This window comes from Dyadobacter sp. HNCC25DJ183, from assembly GCF_056895175.1.
This window is the reverse complement of record NZ_JBXHAP010000004.1, coordinates 495,966-513,756: the sequence shown is the minus strand read 5'-3', so window position 1 is coordinate 513,756 and position 17,791 is coordinate 495,966. Positions and strand designations below refer to the sequence as shown.

13 protein-coding genes are annotated in these 17,791 nt (G+C 46.8%); 10 read left to right on the top strand and 3 right to left on the bottom strand.

Translation table 11 applies throughout. The annotated features are described in order from the left end of the window. Window positions 1-111: 111 nt before the first annotated feature. Window positions 112-1,722 (bottom strand): OstA-like protein, encoded by a 1,611-nt coding sequence (locus tag AC1XTG_RS12570; protein WP_484842232.1) that lies wholly within the window; start codon window positions 1,720-1,722, stop codon window positions 112-114. Between the two features lie 188 nt (window positions 1,723-1,910). Here AC1XTG_RS12570 and tilS point away from each other — a divergent pair, with 188 nt between their 5' ends. Together tilS and AC1XTG_RS12560 are read left to right on the top strand one after the other, a co-directional pair. Further along, window positions 1,911-3,185 (top strand): tRNA lysidine(34) synthetase TilS, encoded by a 1,275-nt coding sequence (tilS, locus tag AC1XTG_RS12565; protein WP_484842326.1) that lies wholly within the window; start codon window positions 1,911-1,913, stop codon window positions 3,183-3,185. A gap of 229 nt (window positions 3,186-3,414) precedes the next feature. Then, window positions 3,415-6,099, top strand: coding sequence for a CHAT domain-containing protein (locus AC1XTG_RS12560; RefSeq protein ID WP_162242729.1), 2,685 nt, complete (start codon window positions 3,415-3,417; stop codon window positions 6,097-6,099). Here AC1XTG_RS12560 and AC1XTG_RS12555 read toward each other — a convergent pair. Both AC1XTG_RS12555 and AC1XTG_RS12550 read right to left on the bottom strand, forming a co-directional pair. Beyond that, window positions 6,076-6,780: a hypothetical protein gene (locus tag AC1XTG_RS12555; protein WP_056281788.1), complete on the bottom strand. Its 705-nt coding sequence runs from the start codon at window positions 6,778-6,780 to the stop codon at window positions 6,076-6,078. The genes AC1XTG_RS12560 and AC1XTG_RS12555 overlap by 24 nt on opposite strands. After that, a complete protein-coding gene (locus AC1XTG_RS12550; protein ID WP_056281790.1) occupies window positions 6,777-7,343 on the bottom strand; it encodes an RNA polymerase sigma factor in 567 nt (188 codons plus the stop codon). Before AC1XTG_RS12550 ends, AC1XTG_RS12555 begins: the two co-directional genes overlap by 4 nt. Window positions 7,344-7,508: 165 nt before the next feature. On the opposite strand from AC1XTG_RS12550, the gene AC1XTG_RS12545 reads away from it, so the two are divergent. The 8 genes from AC1XTG_RS12545 (at window position 7,509) to AC1XTG_RS12510 (ending at window position 17,788) form a co-directional block, all read left to right on the top strand. Beyond that, window positions 7,509-7,688, top strand: a complete 180-nt coding sequence (locus tag AC1XTG_RS12545) for a hypothetical protein (protein ID WP_056281793.1) — start codon at window positions 7,509-7,511, stop codon at window positions 7,686-7,688. A 224-nt stretch (window positions 7,689-7,912) separates the two neighbouring features. Continuing rightward, window positions 7,913-8,668 (top strand): porin family protein, encoded by a 756-nt coding sequence (locus tag AC1XTG_RS12540; protein ID WP_484842231.1) that lies wholly within the window; start codon window positions 7,913-7,915, stop codon window positions 8,666-8,668. A gap of 194 nt (window positions 8,669-8,862) precedes the next feature. Further along, a complete protein-coding gene (locus tag AC1XTG_RS12535; RefSeq protein WP_056281800.1) occupies window positions 8,863-9,306 on the top strand; it encodes a hypothetical protein in 444 nt (147 codons plus the stop codon). After that, window positions 9,306-10,592 carry a hypothetical protein gene (locus AC1XTG_RS12530; RefSeq protein ID WP_056281803.1) on the top strand — a complete coding sequence of 429 codons (1,287 nt, stop codon included), beginning with the start codon at window positions 9,306-9,308 and terminating at the stop codon, window positions 10,590-10,592. The genes AC1XTG_RS12535 and AC1XTG_RS12530 overlap by 1 nt, the downstream gene beginning before the upstream one ends. Window positions 10,593-10,613: 21 nt before the next feature. After that, window positions 10,614-11,072 carry a hypothetical protein gene (locus AC1XTG_RS12525; RefSeq protein ID WP_056281804.1) on the top strand — a complete coding sequence of 153 codons (459 nt, stop codon included), beginning with the start codon at window positions 10,614-10,616 and terminating at the stop codon, window positions 11,070-11,072. 16 nt (window positions 11,073-11,088) lie between these two features. Continuing rightward, window positions 11,089-12,657, top strand: coding sequence for a hypothetical protein (locus AC1XTG_RS12520; protein WP_056281807.1), 1,569 nt, complete (start codon window positions 11,089-11,091; stop codon window positions 12,655-12,657). An 11-nt stretch (window positions 12,658-12,668) separates the two neighbouring features. Then, on the top strand, window positions 12,669-16,247 hold the full coding sequence (locus AC1XTG_RS12515; protein WP_484842230.1) for a hypothetical protein: 3,579 nt from the start codon (window positions 12,669-12,671) through the stop codon (window positions 16,245-16,247). After that, window positions 16,244-17,788 (top strand): Hsp70 family protein, encoded by a 1,545-nt coding sequence (locus AC1XTG_RS12510; RefSeq protein ID WP_082489096.1) that lies wholly within the window; start codon window positions 16,244-16,246, stop codon window positions 17,786-17,788. The genes AC1XTG_RS12515 and AC1XTG_RS12510 overlap by 4 nt, the downstream gene beginning before the upstream one ends. Window positions 17,789-17,791 lie beyond the last annotated feature (3 nt).

Below are 17,791 nucleotides of genomic sequence, written 5' to 3'. Positions count from 1 at the left end.
TATAGAGAAATAATTGTATATTCAATATATATTGTGTGAACGGCTAACTTTATTTTTTTAACGTAAAAAACCGTGCCGTACACCTCACCAACTCCTCATTGCACTAATTTTTTATAGCTCTGCCCAAATTGTCTTTTCCTTAGTTGGCTTCTCTTTGATCCGCCAGCTGAATCCATCGAGCTGGCGCTCAGCCGGCTTGATCTTCGCCGGAGGTATCAGCTTTCCATCCGGTTTGCCGATAAATGATATTTTTTGTACCCGGTTGTCTTCAAAAATCAGGTTCATCCTTCCGCATTCAACCCGGTTAAGACCTATACTTTTTTGTTTGTCGTCAATGGCATAATAAGCACTTTCGCCATTTCCGTCGACGAGAACCTGTTTAAGTTTATTGCCTTTGTCAAAGAATGCATTGATCGTGCGTCCTTTAACCTGATTGAACTGACGAACGAGGGTATCTTCTGTGATCACAAATGACTTCCCTTTGAGTAACATTCTATCAATTTCGTTATTGACCAGAAACGCTGTAATGGAATCGGCTTCCATTTGGTAGTGTTGCTGACTCCACAGAATGGGTTGCCGGAAAAACCGGATCATCGAGTCGGCGGTATTGTAACTGATCGAGTCGCATTTGCCTTGAAAATCAGCTTTGTATATAAATACATTCTTGTTTCCTATCAATTTACGTGTTGAGTCGGCTGCATTCTCGTAAGAGTAAAGCGTATCTGCCCGGATATACAGTGTATCGTTTGAAACCACATTCCTGACGTAAGCATGACCAAAAATCTTTGAATAGCCTTTCGATTTCCAGTAGTAGCCCTCGTCCCCGTTTAAAACAGTTTTGTCCTTTTTTGCAACAATGACCACATTCCCTTTCCCCTGTCCGTTGTTAGTTTTCCCATCAACCACAAGCGAGTCAGCGGTAAGTGTATACGTTTCATTATCAACCGTTGTTCTTTTGTGAAAAGACGACTGTGTCGATTCCGTATTATACTGGCCTCTTGTTCCCACCACCGTACCATCTTTGTTCACAATCTTGGTTGGCCCATTGAAATAAGACCACTTTGTTAATGAGTTGTAAAGCAACGTATCGGTTGTAAGCGTGTACTTTTTATTGACCAGCTTTACATTCCGGTAATAGGTAAATTCCTTTGTTGCGGTGTTGTAAAACCCTTCTTTACTCGTCAGTACATTCTCTTCATCTACTGTCCGGCCCGGTTGCTTATAATAAGCGATTCCATTTGCCATCTCATATTCAATCTTGCGGGTAGTCAAGGTTCGCTTGCTATCTTTCAAGACGGTTTTGCGTCCGCTTACAATCGCGAGTCGCGTATTTCCGTAATAGTAGAGGGTATCGCCTGTCACGGTAACGGTATCCCCCTGTACGATTTTTACATTCCCGAAGGCTTCAATGACGTTTGTGCTGATGTTCTGAATCGCGAGATTACTGTATAAAAGAGCGCCCTTATGTTTGAAAACGCCATTGATCACGCGTCGGGAATCGACACCATTTGCATTGATAATTTCAAGTTCATCCGATTTGAGAATCTCTACCAGATCTTCACTTGAACTGGCATTATTTTGAGCCAATGCATTGAAAGACAGAATGACAGGTAAAAAAAACAGCAAGGTAAAGAACGTTCGGTAATTGATATACCCTTTGATATTGATGACGCGTGAAAGTTTAAAAGAGTTGCAGCCGCTATGGTAATTTTTTTTCTTCATGTTACTGTTCTTTCCTTTACCTTTGAAATTACCACAATTGCTATACTGAGGCCTTCCAGGCGAGGGTTGATCTATCTGGTTGTTTCAAAAGTACATCAAATACGTTTTTGAGGTTCAACGTGGATTCTTTTTTAACTTTTATTAACCAACACCGGCTGGAATTAAATAGCAATCCATGTTTGCTTGCGGTGAGTGGGGGAGTGGATTCGGTTGTAATGCTGCATTTGTTTCAGAAAGCCGGATTTCCGGCCGGCGTTGCACACTGTAACTTCGGGTTAAGGGGAGAAGAGTCGGAAGGGGATGAGCAATTCGTAAAAACGCTTGCCGAAGAATATCATTTTCCATTTTACTCCAGACGTTTCAATACCAAATCTTTTGCCAGGGAAAAGAGTATCTCTACTCAAATGGCTGCGCGTAACTTGCGCTATGAATGGTTTGAAGAACTCAGAGCTGCCCACAATTATACATATATAGCCACCGCACATCACGCCAACGACTCCCTTGAAACCACGCTTTTAAACCTTGTGCGCGGTACCGGATTATCCGGACTTCACGGCATTTCAGGTATCAATAACCACATTATCCGTCCATTGCTGTTTGCCACGAAGGAGCAAGTAGTAGCCTACGCACAAGAAAATGGGCTGCATTGGAGAGAAGATCGGTCTAATGAATCGGATGATTACAAACGCAACCTGCTCAGGCATAAGGTTGTTCCTGTTTTGCAGCAGCTTAATCCTTCACTGGAATCCACATTCATCCAATCCTCGGCAAAGCTTCAAAGCGCAAATCTCTTACTGAAAGCAATGCTAAACAAATGGGTGGAAGAGGTGGTGGTAGAGAAAGAAGGCCAGCTCCGGATTTCGAAGCAAAAGCTGATTTCAGAAAGCCAACCAGCGTACCGGCTTTGGCACGTGCTGGATAAGTTCGGCTTTTCTTTTCAGCAATCAACACAGATCATAGCGACGTTATCCGGCATTTCCGGCAGGCAATTTCTCTCAGATACGCACGCATTGTTGATCGATAGGGAGTACCTGATAGTCCAAGAGAAAATCAACAACGAAGCAAATTTAAGTTTTTTAATAGACACGCTGGAAGGCGAATTTGATTTTGGCAGCTTTTCTTTAAGCCTTTCGCACAGCCCAAAAAATTTTAGACTTCCGATGTCACACACTGCCAATTTCGCATTCATAAATGCCGATAAGCTCAAACTTCCTCTTACCATCAGGAGGTGGCAGCAAGGCGACGTTTTTCAACCTTTAGGAATGCAAGGCAAGAAAAAGAAGCTCAGTGACTTCTTCACAGACCTGAAAATGGATCTGTTTAAAAAGCAAAATATATTTATCCTGTTAAATGGAAATCAGGATGTAATCTGGGTAATAGGCTTGCGATTAGACGAGCGTTACAAAATTGATGAGGATACTGTGAATGTTCTGCAGGTTAGGGTAGCTGAGGGAGATAAGTGATGCTAATCTGGTAATCGTTTCAACAATCCACATCTTCTGCTTTACAGATTCCGTAAATAGGTAAATAGAAGTTATATTGACTTTGCTATTGTAGCCTATCAAGTTTGCCGGTACTATGAGCTGCTCGTCGAAGCGTGTTTTGAGTTTCCTTCTGGGATTCTTTACTTGTCTTTTTGCCAATCTGCAAGCGGATCCCATTGTTTCGCATCAGTCCTTATTTAAAAAGGCAATGGCGGAGCAAACTGTGGGTCAGGTTGAATCTTATGGTCGCAAAGCTTGCGAAATAGCTATCAGGCAAAAGCATTTTCAGGATGCGGCCAGTTACTATCTTGAAATAGGAAAGGTACTTTATAACAGAGGTAATTATTTGCCGGGGATTGCCCAGGCATTGACCGGATTGAAGGTCATTGATCGGTTTAAAATCAAGAATGATACACTGAAGTTTAAGCATTTCTCTTTACTGGCGGCATTTTACAGTCGGTTGCCCATGAACGATTCGGCGACTTACTGGTTTACGAAATCCAATGACTGGCTGAAACAACAGCCAATTGTTTCGAAAACGATTCCTGCGGAAGTTTGTGGGCACTATCTCAACCAGGCGCTTTTTCATGGGTGGACCGGCGATTTTGGCCGATCGACAAAATACCTTCATGAAGCATTAGTGTTGTCGAAAGAAGCGAAAAGTGTTCGCTTGGAATCCATTGTTTACAATTATCTGGGAAACAGTTATTATAAAGCGGAGAATTTCATTCAGGCTGATCAATATTACAGAAAGGCGCTTGCGGGTTACAAGTCCGGTTCTCTGGACAATTGTTGGGGTGAAATTATCCTTGCTAATAACCTCCGGGCAACGGGAAATGCGTCCAGGGCGATCCTGCAAATACAACGTGCGCAAAGGCAATATGAACAGATTGTAAAAAAAGATCCATTACAGTATGATTTTGACTTCGAAATTCAATCAGCCAACTATCTAGCGCAATGTTTCCGGCTAAACCATGACCTCGATGCGGCAGAAAAGGCATTTAAAACCTGCATTGACCTGCACAAGAAGTCGGGTCAAAAGCAGGGGGAATTCCTGGCATTCAGTTGGGTAGGACTGGCAAGGATCGCGCTGGACAGGCAACAGGCGGACGCTGCGCTGGATTATGCAAGAGAAGGAATAAATGCTGCCAGATACCCCGACGGAAGCAAGAAAACAGCTTTTCCTGCCATGGCGAGTGAAAAAGCCCATTATGAAGCATTGCTTGTTTCGGCAGAGGCGAAACGGGGTAAATGGGAAAAATCGCAGGATCTGGAAGCACTTGTTGCAACGGTGCTCGCTTACGACGAAAGCCTGAATGCAGCAGCCAGGCTTCGCCGAAATATGATCCCTGTAGAATCAAAGCAATTTCACATAGAAAAAGTCTCGAAAAGTACGGATACAGCGGTGCGCCTATGTTATGAGCTATTTATAAAAACAAAATCAGAGCGCTGGAAACGCCTGCTTTTCGACCTCACAGAACGCAACCGCAGCATGGTCATTTCCGATCTGCTACATGAAAAATATCGGGTGGTCAAAGAAGTGCCATCTGCGGTCATCACAGTCGAACGTTCGCTCAGGCACCGTACCTCCGATCTGAAAAAACAATTGGCTGCAAGCCAATCAAAAAGGCCGACGGACAGCTTGCTTGCTCTTATTAACAAAGTGGATGTGCAGTCCTTTAATTTCCTCGACAGCCTCGAAAGGGAGTTCAAGCCCTATTACGAACTTAAATATGATTTTAGGGAAATGAGCCTGGATAGTCTGACCGCCAGGCTGGATCGGGAGACCGCCTATCTTTCCTTCTTTCTCGACAAAACACATATTTACTGCATCCTGATCCATCATGGAGTTAGCGAAGTGAAGCGAGTGCTATTACCTGCCGGTTTTTCGCGGTTGGTGATGCAGCTTCGGCAGGCGCTTGTGGCTGATCCTGTGATGTTTGCCTTTTCAGGCCAAAGCCAGTCGGCAGCACTTTACGATATGCTTGTCAGTCCATTCATGAAATCAGTAAAGTCGACTACGCGACTGATTATCGCCCGGGACGGGATGTTGCATTATCTGCCTTTTGAAGTGCTTGCGCCGAAGAACAAAACGGACCAGTTTCTTGGAAGGCACTTTGCGATCAGTTACAGCTATTCAGCGAGGCTTACATTTGAAGGAGAAAGTCAGTTCAATGGCGCGCCGAAAGTCTTAAGTTATGCGCCTTTCGCAGGTGATCGGACACCCGATTCATCCAAACTGATCAGTTCGCTTTCAGAAGTGAATGCGTGGAAGGGAAAGTTTTTTACGGATTCTTCGGCCACAAAACCGTCGCTTTACCGGAATGTCAGTGAGGCAGATGTGCTGTTGCTCGCTACACACGCGATGGCAGATGTTAAAGTGCCAGAAAACTCATTCATTGCATTTCATCCGGATACGCCCGATAGCCTGCTTTACGCCACCGAGATCGTTAACATGCCGCTGGAAAAGCTACGGCTGGTTGTGCTGAGTGCGTGTGAGGGGCATGAAGGTTCTTTTAGCAAAGCAGAAGGATTGTTAAGCCTGGCTCGGGCATTTCGGATTGCAGGCTGTAAAACCATTTTGACCACTTCCTGGAAGGCTCAGAGCGAGAGCATTTCCGAGTTTTCTAAATTGTTCCACCAATTTTTGCGGGAGGGGCATCCGGCTGATATTGCGCTTTTGAAAACCCGGCAACGGTTCTTTGAAGACACCCGTTTGCTGAAATGGGCCCACCCATATTACTGGGCAAACTTTACATTGATTGGCAATGCAGCAGTAATCTATCCGCCCGAAACAAGCTATGATCCCTGGTTTTACGGAGCAGGTGCATTGCTGCTGGCGGCATTTTCAGTCCAGGCATTCAGGCGCTCAGGAGTTACCCGTCCATTGTGACCTTTTCAGGTGCCACCAGATCTTCCAGCGCTCGATCGCCGGCACGGAATATTCCCTGGAATTTTGAAGCTCCTCGTAGGTTTCGCTCGCTTTGCTGGTCTGCTCGTTTTTGAGATAACAGATCACCAGGTGCCATTGTGCTGCCTCTTTGAAATAAGGCCGGAGATTATTGTAAGTCAGCACCCTTTCAAATCGTTGCTGTGCCAATTGTGATTGACCTTCCGCCAGGTAAGATTGTCCTTCGAAAAACAGGTCGAAAGCCTGCTTCTTGGCAAGCGAAAGATCATTCGTCGAGTCTGCTTTGAACTTCGTCCGGAAATCGCGCAGGATACTCAGGTCGTTTTCCTGCTCGGGCAGCCTGAGCGGGGCATAGGCAAGGAAAAGAATGAAGGCTGCACAAGCTGCCGCGGCAAAGCTTCCCGACATAGCGATGATACGTGTGTTCTTTCTTTTCGACCGGCTTTCCTCCGTTAATTTCTGTAAAGTAGCCTTCGCATTCTTTTCAAAGCGGACTTCTTCCAGGAGCAGTATGCCGGCACGAAGACTTTGGGCTTCCCTGGCAAAATCTTCATCTTCTTTCATCTCTTTCTCAAAAAAAAGTTTCTCTTCATGGGATAGCATTCCGGTCCAGTATTTCTCGATCCATTCCCATTCTTCTAATTGTCCAACAGGGCGTTTCATAGGTGCGGATTAATAAAATTTCCCAATTTCTGTAAACAATGATATTTCTGCGCTTTGGCCGACTTCGCATTTTTTAATCCGACCATCACAGCGATGTCCTCCATGGACCATCCATCCATAAATGCCCTGAGTAATTTCTGGCATTTCGGTTCCAGCATTCCCAGCAGCTTATCCACAAGTTCACGGTTCTCGTAATCTGTAAACTGTGAATCATCCGCTTCTCCCGCCCACGAAAAGCTGTCGAAATCTTCGGTATTGCGGGGCGTTATATTCCGCTTTTTTAGTTCACTGAGCCATTTACGCCAGGCCACGCTGTAAACATAGGTGCTGATTCTCGCCTCCTGCTGCTCGTATTTTCCGGCACGGACATTCTTAAAAAATGAATAAACCACATCGTTCAGAATTTCTTCCGCTTCCTCCCGTGAGCCACTGTTGGTAGTGACCAGCCGGAAAATCATCGGCTCGTAAGTTTTGTACAGATACCCGAGCACATCGTTGTGCATACGGATTTCTGTCGACAGCAGCATTGAAATCAGTTCCTGGTCTGAGTAGCGTTTGGCCATGTGAAAAGGGTCATTTTACCTGTTAATGCCCTGTTTTTCAAATAAGGTAAAAATTAATTCAAAAAAGATGTGAAAAAGTATCGCGCTATCCGATAAAGAGGGGAAGAGCGGACCAAGGCGCCAGTCCTGCTCAGTTTTTTTCCTCACTTTAATCCATCGAAAAAAATGAAACTGACAGTGCTTTTGGCGCATGGTCGCTCCGTGGGAGTATGCCTTGCCGTAACAGGAATGCTTTGCCTTGCCTCCTGCGAAAAACAATCAACCAACATTAAGCCGGTTATCGAGACCGCGCCGGATTCCACAGGGCCTCCTGTGAAGCCAAGCGGCCCGGGCGGCGGGGCATAGCCGGAGTGATTTGGCTGTTACGACTCACGCTGTGGCAGCCAAATCAGCTTTGATTTCTCTTCAAACGTATATTATACAGCGTTAATTTAATTTAAAGTACAGACAAAAAAATATTTCAAATACACTTTACCTCGCCCGCTGCAATGTGCATTCAGTTATGAAGTGTCAAATCACATCCTCAACTCAAATCCTGAAAAAACACTAACCAAGCAACTCAACTCATTATGAAATCTTTTTCCATTTCTATTCTCATGCTGGCCCTTTGTGGAAGCGCATTCGCCCAAAGTATCAAGATTGCGCCGGTAATCGGGCCGGGTGTAACCGTTCCTATATTGTCGACCGCGCTGAAAAATCTTTACACGGATGGTTTTCTGGAAGATTACCTGGATGATTATGATTTATCTTCAAAAGGGACTTTTCCTCCCTTTGCTGGATTTCAGGCCGGAGCGCTTGTTGATTATGGGATCAGCGAAAAGATCAGTTTGCAAAGCGGGCTAATGTTCAACGTAAAAGGACTCACATACAAGTTGAAAGCCAATTTCACCGATTGGGAAGGCGATGTGCAATCTTTGAAAGCCAAAACCACCCATTCCATAACCTACCTTGAAATTCCGGTTTGGTTCAGCTTTCGCCTGGGAGACAGCGGCTTCAAAATAATTGCCGGCCCTGGCTTCAATTTTGCCGTTGGCGCAAAGGCTAAATCAAAATACAGTGGCGGAGGCGAATCAGGGTCCGAAACAGAAAAGCTTGATATCGGCACAGATCCTGATTTTGACAGTGTCAAGCCATTTGACCTGAATGTGAATTTTTCCGTTGCCAAAGAGATCCCATTAGGTGACCGGCCGCTGGAAATATCCCTTTTTGCACAACCGTCTGTGACAAAATGGATGCCGATGGCGAAAGAAGATTCCGATTATTTCGCAAGACATTTCACAGCCGGGATCCGCCTCGCTTATTTCTTCACGATCAAAGATTACTAAACGTTTAATGCAGGCACATTCCATTGTAAACCAACCTTTATCATGAAAAATACTTGCTCTTTTTCTTCATTATGTTCATCCTGGGAGGTTGTGACAACAACAATCTCCTAAAAAACAAGCCGGACATTTATGTGTATGCAAGTGTAAATGGTGAAGAGGTCGCTTTCGGGTGAGATACAATTAAATTTTTACAGATGAAAACCGCATTCCTATTCATAGCCTTTATCCTGGCCGTCCAGAACCTTTATGGGCAAAAAGCCGAGGTGTTGCGCAACGATGATGTCGTTGCCATGCACCAGGCCAAAGTTTCGGCTAACCTGATCAAACAGAAAATAAACATGAGCGAGCGCCGGTTTGATATGTCGGTACCCGGATTGCTGGCGCTGAAAAGCGTGAAGCTGCCCGAGCCCATCATAGAGGTCATGCTAACATCAACGACGCCCATCGACCTGATGCAAAACGAACATGTTATTCAGCTGCATAATGCCGGATTTTCAAAACGCCTGATCATTCAGAAAATTCAGGCGGGGCCAAGCCGGTTCAATGTCACGACGGACGGACTGATCCAGCTACGGATCGCGAAAGTCCCCGAAGCAATCACAAAGGTCATGATCAATGGAAATTCAAAGTCGAAATAATGATGAATAATTATTACACATCGCTCTTGGCGGTTGCATTGCTGGTCGGGCTGTCGGGAGGCTGCACGCAAACAACTAAAAAGGAGGCAGACAGGTCCGAATGGAATTTTGACAAATCGGAAATCACAGGCAGCCGGCCAACCGGCGCGGATAAGCTCAATGTAGATGTTTACCTGGATGTGACCGGATCAATGGAGGGATTCTCAGTTCCCGGGCAAAGCGATTTCGGGCGTTTTGTAGACGATATCGAATCTACCTGTCAGAATACCTGGAAAAAAACGGACATTAAGTATTTCAAATACGGTAGTCGTGTTGACAGCATTTCAAGGAGCGAATTCATTTCGGCGAAGAATGATAAAACCATTTTTACCGATCAAACCCTGAACAATAAAACAGACTTCGCCAACACGATCAAGAACACGGACCCGAAGCGCGTAAGCGTTCTGATCACGGACCTGTTTTACAACAACAACGACATTAACTCGGTTGTCGGGACAATCAAGGAACAATGCATTCAGAAAGGGATCGAGATCGGGGTAGTGGGCGTAGTCAGCAATTTCAATGGCTCGGTCGGTGACCTGGGACAGGGTATCAGCCGGTTGAATGTCAATGCACCACGTCCGCTTTTCGCATTGATTTTTGGGGACAAAACCAACATTAACCTGCTTTTCAAAAGTTTGCAAAACAAGCCTTATGTCAGCGGAAACCGGTTTTTGATCCTGACCCATCACCCAGCCGAGCGTTTTGATGTAGCCTTGGAAAAAGACAGAAAAAGCAAGTCGATCAATAGGAGCAGTCTTCCCAACAAGCAGCTCGAACAATATGGGACTGTATTCGCTTTCACGATGAGAGAACGCGAAAAGGAGGCGCTGCTCCACCTGGATGCGACCGTCCAAACGGATCAGTTCATGCCCGGTTTTGCCGAAAAAAATATCAAAGCGCAGGTTTTTAAACGCAAAGTTTCCGCCAGCGATTCGGTGGCAGCAGACACGGAGATCAAGCTTGAAAACCTGAAAATTTCCGGTGGAAAAATTTCTTCTGACATCAGGCTCACCAATTTAGATCCCGCAGGCGAATATTCTTACGCAGTGTACCTCACGCTGGATAACACGGTGCCACTGGTGATCCCGAAGTGGATTCAGGATATCAGCACCGATTCCATTGATGGCGTGCAGGCGGGTAAAACTCTGAACCTGGTGAAGCTCGTCACCGATATTGCCACCAGCCACACCACGGCAAAGCAGCCGAAAATCGCCAAGTTTTACATCTATCTCGAAAAAAAATAAACCTTCAAAACCGCAACCAAAATGAACAAGAGTCCGATTAATTATTTGCTGACAGCCGTAACCGGCGCATTGCTATGGGTGATTTTTTCCATTTTTCTCGCCAGTTATTTTACCGAAAACCCGAGCCTGGCTGAAAAATATCCGGAAGAACTGGCCGCCGAGCTGCGGCTGGTTTTCGGCGCAGGTACTCTGCTGAGTATCATTTTCGCAGCCTATTGGTATTATTACGGAAGCCAGGAGAAAGTCGCGGGTGAGCTCTCGGCTGCAAAAACCAAATGGCGCACGATGTTTTTCGCGCAGGTGCTCATTGCTGTGGCGCTCGCATTCGCGATCGTGATCCGCAACCGGAACGAAGGGATCGAATCGCAATGGTTCGTGATTTACTTCCTGGTGCTTTCGGTGCTGACATTTACATTGTTCTGGCTCACTACATTTCTCTTTTCTCCCCGGACTGTCAAGTTCGTCCCATTCGGTAAATAGCTAAACTCCCGCCACCATGTTAAAAAATGTATTGATCGGAATCGGGGGAACCGGTTCCCGGGTTATTGAATCGGTTATTCACTTATGCGCGGCAGGACTTGGCCCGGATAAGCTGCACATTTTCATGATCGACCCCGATCAGGGAAATGGTAACCTGACCAGGACGCACACATTGATCAAAAATTACATTGAGCTCAGAAATAAGTTCCAGCGGACTGAAAACAACAATTCTTTCAAAACAGAAATTGTGATCCCGCCGGGCGACAAGCAGTTCGTCTGGAATATTTTCGAAGAGAGCAATTACACCCTCGCGAAATACATTAACTATGACAATATCGTCAAGACCAAACCGGAAATTGCGGATCTCGCGAATGTCCTGTTTACTGAAAAGGAGTTAAACACTTCCCTTAACAAAGGTTTTCGCGGGCATCCATCCATTGGCGCGGTGGTCATGGCAGATCCGCCGATGGAAGAATATCCTTTCAAAATGCTGTGGGACGGGATTGATGCTTTCGGGGAAAATGAACTGCGCGTGTTTATTGTCGGCTCCATATTTGGAGGAACGGGTGCAGCCGGGTTTCCGACGCTGGGTTCTCGCCAGCTGATCAAATTCAACGATACCATGCAGGCGACGCTGAGTGGAGAACAAAGCCGGGTTTTGCTGGGCGGCGCATTGGTATTGCCGTATTTTAGCTTTTCGGTAGACAGCGCCAGCAGCGCGGGCGAGCCGATGTTTGTCACGACCGGGGATTTTCCCATTGCGACCAAAGCGGCTTTGCAGTATTACAATGACAAGCAGCTCGGTTTTGACCAATATTACTTTATCGGTGATTCGCTGGCGCAAAAGGTTGGGGATTTCAGCACGGGCAGTTCAACCCAGCAAAACAAGCCGCATTACATTGAAATGGTCAGCGCGCTGGCCGGATTTGACTTTTTCAGCCAGCCTGCGCAGTTACCCGCAAACAACAAAAAATACTTTCTGGCCAGTCGGGAAACTGAGAAAATTAACTGGAATGTGCTCCCGCTCACGAGGGACAGTGCAGGCCTGACCGCCCATAAGCGCAAATTCAAAACTGCTCTTTCTGATTTCACGGTTTTTGCCTACGCCTATCTCACTTATGGAAAAAAGGAGCTTGGCAGGACGCACAACGAGGTTTCCATGCAAACCTGGTACCGGGAAAATTTCGGCCGCATTTTGAAGGAAGATAACCACCTGCATAACCCGCGGCACAATCAGAATAATGACCTGTACGCGGCTGCGGATTATTTTCTGAATGCGTTTTTGTACTGGATAGCCTCCATGGATGATGGTGAGACCGTTTTTCTGATCGACAGCAAAAAGCTGGTAAACGGGTCGATCACGCCCAATAAAAAGCTTGACCTTTTTGATCCCGACACCAACATCGGGAACATTGGCGAACTGATCAAAGGCGATTCCAAGCGCAAGACTTTTCACGCGTTCCTGGGAGACGACGGACTTCAGGATGCCATTATCAGGGACAATATCACTGCTGGCAGCAAATATCTGAACATCTTTTTTGACGCAGCTGCCAGGTTTAATCGCAAAAATCAGGTCAACAATTAACGCGCTGATCCATGTCACAGAAACATTTATATCTCCCTAAATTGGCTGCGGGCGCTGAAATCAGCGAACCTGCTGCGGATGCACTCTGGGAGGACAAGCAACGAAGGGTAATCACCGACATAGGAAACGGGATCGAAATAGACGAGTCTGCTCAAACGCGGGGCGTCTCGTCCATTCCCGACATTTACGCACGGCCACTTACTTTTCAGGGCGCGCTGAGTTCCGAAAAACATCCGCTCCGCGACCGCATTGTGCAGGAATGGAAAGGATTGCTAAGCTTGCTCGCATTGCATTCCGTGAAGCCGGATTTAGGAAAGCTGCAAATCTCGCCGGTCCAATTCAACGATGAGAAATTCTGCCGCGCGTTGGTGAACCTGGCGCCGAAACCCATCGAGCTGCAATCCAATGGTACCACTTATGCGTGGACGGACATTCTGATCATTAAGTTCGGGGATATCGCGATCGGTGCAATGTCGCCGGCTACGTTGGTTTACACCTCGGCCGACTACAACCGAAAGTTGAAAGACCTTCGCGGATTTTCACTGAAAGACAGCGAAGGTTATCTGCGGCCGCCGCTGAAATATGAGGGGCTGGAATATGTGGGCAAATGGCTGGAAGATTTCCTTGACAAATTCAACAGGATCGCGCAGACCAATGACACACCTTCTCAGGGTCACATTTACATTGGTGACATTAACCGCCTGCTGGCCGACTGGCTTAAAGAAATCAAGCAGGAGCTGGGCCTTGCTCAGGATAAGATTATCCAGTCCAATAAGGTGAAAGTAGCAGAGGAAATGCCCGAGGCGATCCGCCGGAATCCGCCTGCATTTCTGTCGCGTTACGAGATTTATCAGCACATACTTACGCCGCTTGTGGAAGGGGATGTGGATAGCGAACGGACGAAGTCCGATTACAGCCTTTCTATGTCGCGTAATAAGTCGGGTTATCTCGAAAACAAATCGGGATACAAGGAAGTGGTTGTCATCACGCCCTCGCTGCTGTCGCAAAACAAAACTTTGTGGGACGGGTTAACGCCCCGCGAGCTGGGTGACGATACGCATTCGCTGGTAAGCAAATTCTTCAATGAAGAATCCGGTGCATTTATCAATAACATCAACCTTAAAAACCACGACTCGATCTGGATCAGACCCGAGCTTTATTTCCTGACAGACTCGCTGTTGAAGAATAAAACGGACGACGATATCCTGAATACGTCCGAGTCATTTTTGAATGGAAACGAAACAGAATTCATTCTGCCGTTCAGGAAAGAAATCCTTTATTTCTTCACCCCGGACGATATTCAGGAGAAACTGAAACCACGCTTTGTCAAGACAGACGAAAAGGTGATTTTTTCTTTCTTCCTGCCGCTGATCGACGGGCAGCGTGTGGAAATCAAAAAGACATTCAGGACGGCCAAGTCGGGTTTGCAGAAAGGGGAGGGCGAAATTGTGGAAGTGGAAGTGCCTGTCCTGGAAATCTTCCCGGACTATCTTGGCGATTTCTGGTGCCAGTATTTCATGCTGTGTTCCAACATTGATACTTTCAAAATCGCGCCCCTGAATTTTGCGGAGCATATCACAGTCTCGCAGAAAGAACAAAAAATAGAAACCAATCAGGATCGTGAACGGGCCGAGATCATCCGCATTTCGGGATATAACTCGTTCCCGGAGGCGGTTTCCATTAATAGCGCCAACCGGGGCAATCAGGCTTATGGTCTCGTTTTGCTCAGCAGGAACCCGGATGTAGAGGGTAAACAATTTACCGGCAAAAGCATTGTTGGCGTTGACCTGGGGACTTCCAACACGAATATTTATCGCTACTCCAATGAAAATACTAAGCGGTGGGTTTTCAGCTTTTCGAAGTATGTGCGATCCATCCTGAACTCGGACCCGCAGTCGCAGGGAGGAAACAGTGTGAAAAAAGAGAAGTCGAAAAGGGAAAAGATCACGCGCGCATTTTTCGTCCCCACCGAAGACCAGCATCTGCCTATCCCGACGTTGCTGCGAATTTTCAAGGCGGGAATTACAAAGGATATTCTGCTTGACCAGTTCATTTATTTTCCAAGCGAGCCCGAATATCCCAATTATGTTTTCACAGATATAAAGTGGCACGAGGATACGACCAACATGATCGCATTCATCCGTTCCACCATTTTCCTGGTTATTGTTGATCTTTTGCAAAACCGGACGGGAAAAATCGAGTTCAGGTGCACTTATCCCAAGTCTTATTCGGATGATAAAGTCCGCGCGATGAAAAGGGCCTGGACCGAGGCGCTTGAAAATTTTGTGCATGTAGCCGAAGACGGAGACAAGGAAATTCCGGAAGGAAAATTCATCTGGGTGGAAAAACGCCGTTTTGACGAGTACCAGGGCTTTTATAACATTACCACAAAGGATAATGGTAAAATCGTCATCAATACGCGGCCAAGCTTTACCACCGAGGGCATTGCGGCAGGAGAATATTTTTCCAGCGATCAGATCAATAATGATGGAACCAGCCCGGCAAACAAGGAAGATGGCGCGCTTTGCCTGGATGTAGGAGGCGGGACGACGGATTATAGTATTTGGTTTGACAGCAAGATCAGGCTGGATGCTTCGGTGAAACTGGCCGGTAAGCAGATCGCCAATTTGCTTAAAAACAATTCCAGGGTAAGGGCATTGCTATTTACAAATGAATCAGCGGCTGCCCTGAATGAGGTGAAGGATGATTCGCTCCTGTTCTTTTCCAGGCTGAATTTTGTGCTCCGGAAAGAAGAAAAATTGATCGCTTCCAATCTGAGCAGCAATGCCGGAAGCGTTGAAATCGCCTGGTTGCGGCGAATTCTGGCGATCGAGTTTGGTGCGCTGTCGTTTTACGCTGCGCACCTCTGCCTGGCCGTAGACGAGTTTCTGGACTCGGGCCTATCTAAGCGGGCCAAAGAGAATATTTTCAAGCTTCACTGGGGCGGTAATGCGGCCAAATTTATCAACTGGATCGACTATGGGCGGTATGAGCAGGATGGAATTGCTTCCCAGTTTCTGGACGGAATTTTCGCAAACACGATCTATGAAAAAAGCATTGGGAGCAGGGCTTTTCTGCCACTCAAAATCGGACAGATCCAATCTCCCGGACACAAGGATGAGGCGTCTGGAGGTATTGTGGTAATGGAAAAAGTGTCCGGCCCGGACGAACAATCCAGTGGGTCAGCGCGCAGCCTGATCCTGATCGATGACGATGTGGAGACGAAAGGCAGGCTGGAAGGATTGGTTCTGGGAGAACGTATCAATGTCAGCGGCAGGAAGTTCGAGCATTACGAAGTGATTGGTAAAAACGACTTTTTCAATGAAACCAGAAGCTTGTTCGAAAATACCGAAATGGTGCAGCTGGAAAGGTTTATTAGCCTCATTAACCGGGTCGGACGCAGTACAGGCCTCTTTCCGGAAGGCGCACAGATCAACCTTTCACTGGAAGAAAAGCTATCCATTAAGCAACGGGTAAAAAATGAGCTGGCCAAACAGGCTCAAAAAGGTCCGGATGAGCGTGATGTAGAGCCGGTGATTATATTGGAAGTCAAGTACTTGCTTGATATTTTAAGCCATAAAATGAAATGATCCCACGTGTAGGAATAGATCTCGGAACCACATTTTCGTGCATGAGCTATATTGACGAGCAGGGGCTTCCCGTGGTGATCAAAAACAGTGATAACCAGGAAACGACGCCTTCAGTAATCTGGTTTGATGGCAGGGTAGCATATGTCGGCAAAAAAGCAAACGACCGGAAGTTGCAGGCAAATTCACCTGTTTTTGAGTTTGTTAAAAGGGATATCGGCAAATCTGTGGCCAATCGCTATGTGATCGACGGCTATGACTACGGTGCGGCAGGAATGTCCGCCATTATCCTGAAAAAGCTGAAATACGACGCTTTCTATTTTTTCAAAAGACAAGGCTGGCTTTCTCCGGACGACAGTCTGCAAAACCTGGTGATACCCGCAGTGATTACAGTCCCCGCGTATTTCCGGGACAAGCAGCGGCACGAAACCCGGCTCGCAGGCATTGCAGCGGGCTTTGATGTGATTGCGATCGTAAATGAGCCCACAGCCGCGGCATTAACTTATGGTGTAGACCTGAATGCCGCCAAACGGATCCTCGTTTTCGACCTGGGCGGAGGCACATTTGATGTGAGTATCCTGGAAATAGCGGGTGGGAATGCAAAAGTGATCGCCTCTGACGGTGCCGATCAGTTGGGCGGGAAAGACTGGGATAAGCTGATCAAAGATTACCTTCTGGCTGAATTCGAGCGGCAAACAGGCCGCGAAGTTCCCGACGATCTTTGCTGGGACATCGACCAGCGTGCGAATGAAAGCAAGATCAATCTTACGGATCAGCAGGAAGTGAAAGTGTTCCTGAATGCAGAAGGAAGCACCGCAGAACTGATCCTGTTCAGGGAGCGCCCGACCGGAGGCGGCAATGTGCTTGATAATCTGATTTTTGATGATGAAGACGACGATTACGCGGGATTTTATTTCGAAGAACGCGCACAGGATTTAATGGCGATATGCAAGGCCATTATGCACAACATGCTCGATAAAGCTGGTTTTACCTGGAACGATATCGACGATATTGTGCTTGCGGGCGGCTCTTCAAGAATGCCCATGATCCCGAAAATGCTGGAACAGGTATCCCGTAAAAACGTGAGACGCAACATTCCCGGTTACAGCTTCGACACGGCCATCGCGCAGGGCGCCGCTCTTTATGCCAGGAACCGCGAGCGGGTCATTGATGTGGCTTCCAAATCCGTGGGGATCCAGATGAGGCAAGCGGGCAAAATGATCATTGAGCACCTGATCAGAAAGAACATGCCGCTGCCTGTAAGCATTACCGAAACTTTTCCAGCCGAAAAAAATACGACACTGAATATCTACGAGGGGGAAGACAGCACAGACCCGGAGCATTGCTATCCGAGGGGTAAGCTGCAGCTTGAAAATCCGGCCGGGAAAGTGATCGTCGGACTGGCGATTGATGCATTCGGGATCATCCACGCGTCCATTGATTCCAACGGCACCAAAGCTGAGCTGAGGATCCAGTCGGAGGAAGGCGAAATTGACATTACAGAGCTGAAAAGCAAAATCGACGCAATTGACCTAAGAGCATAACCA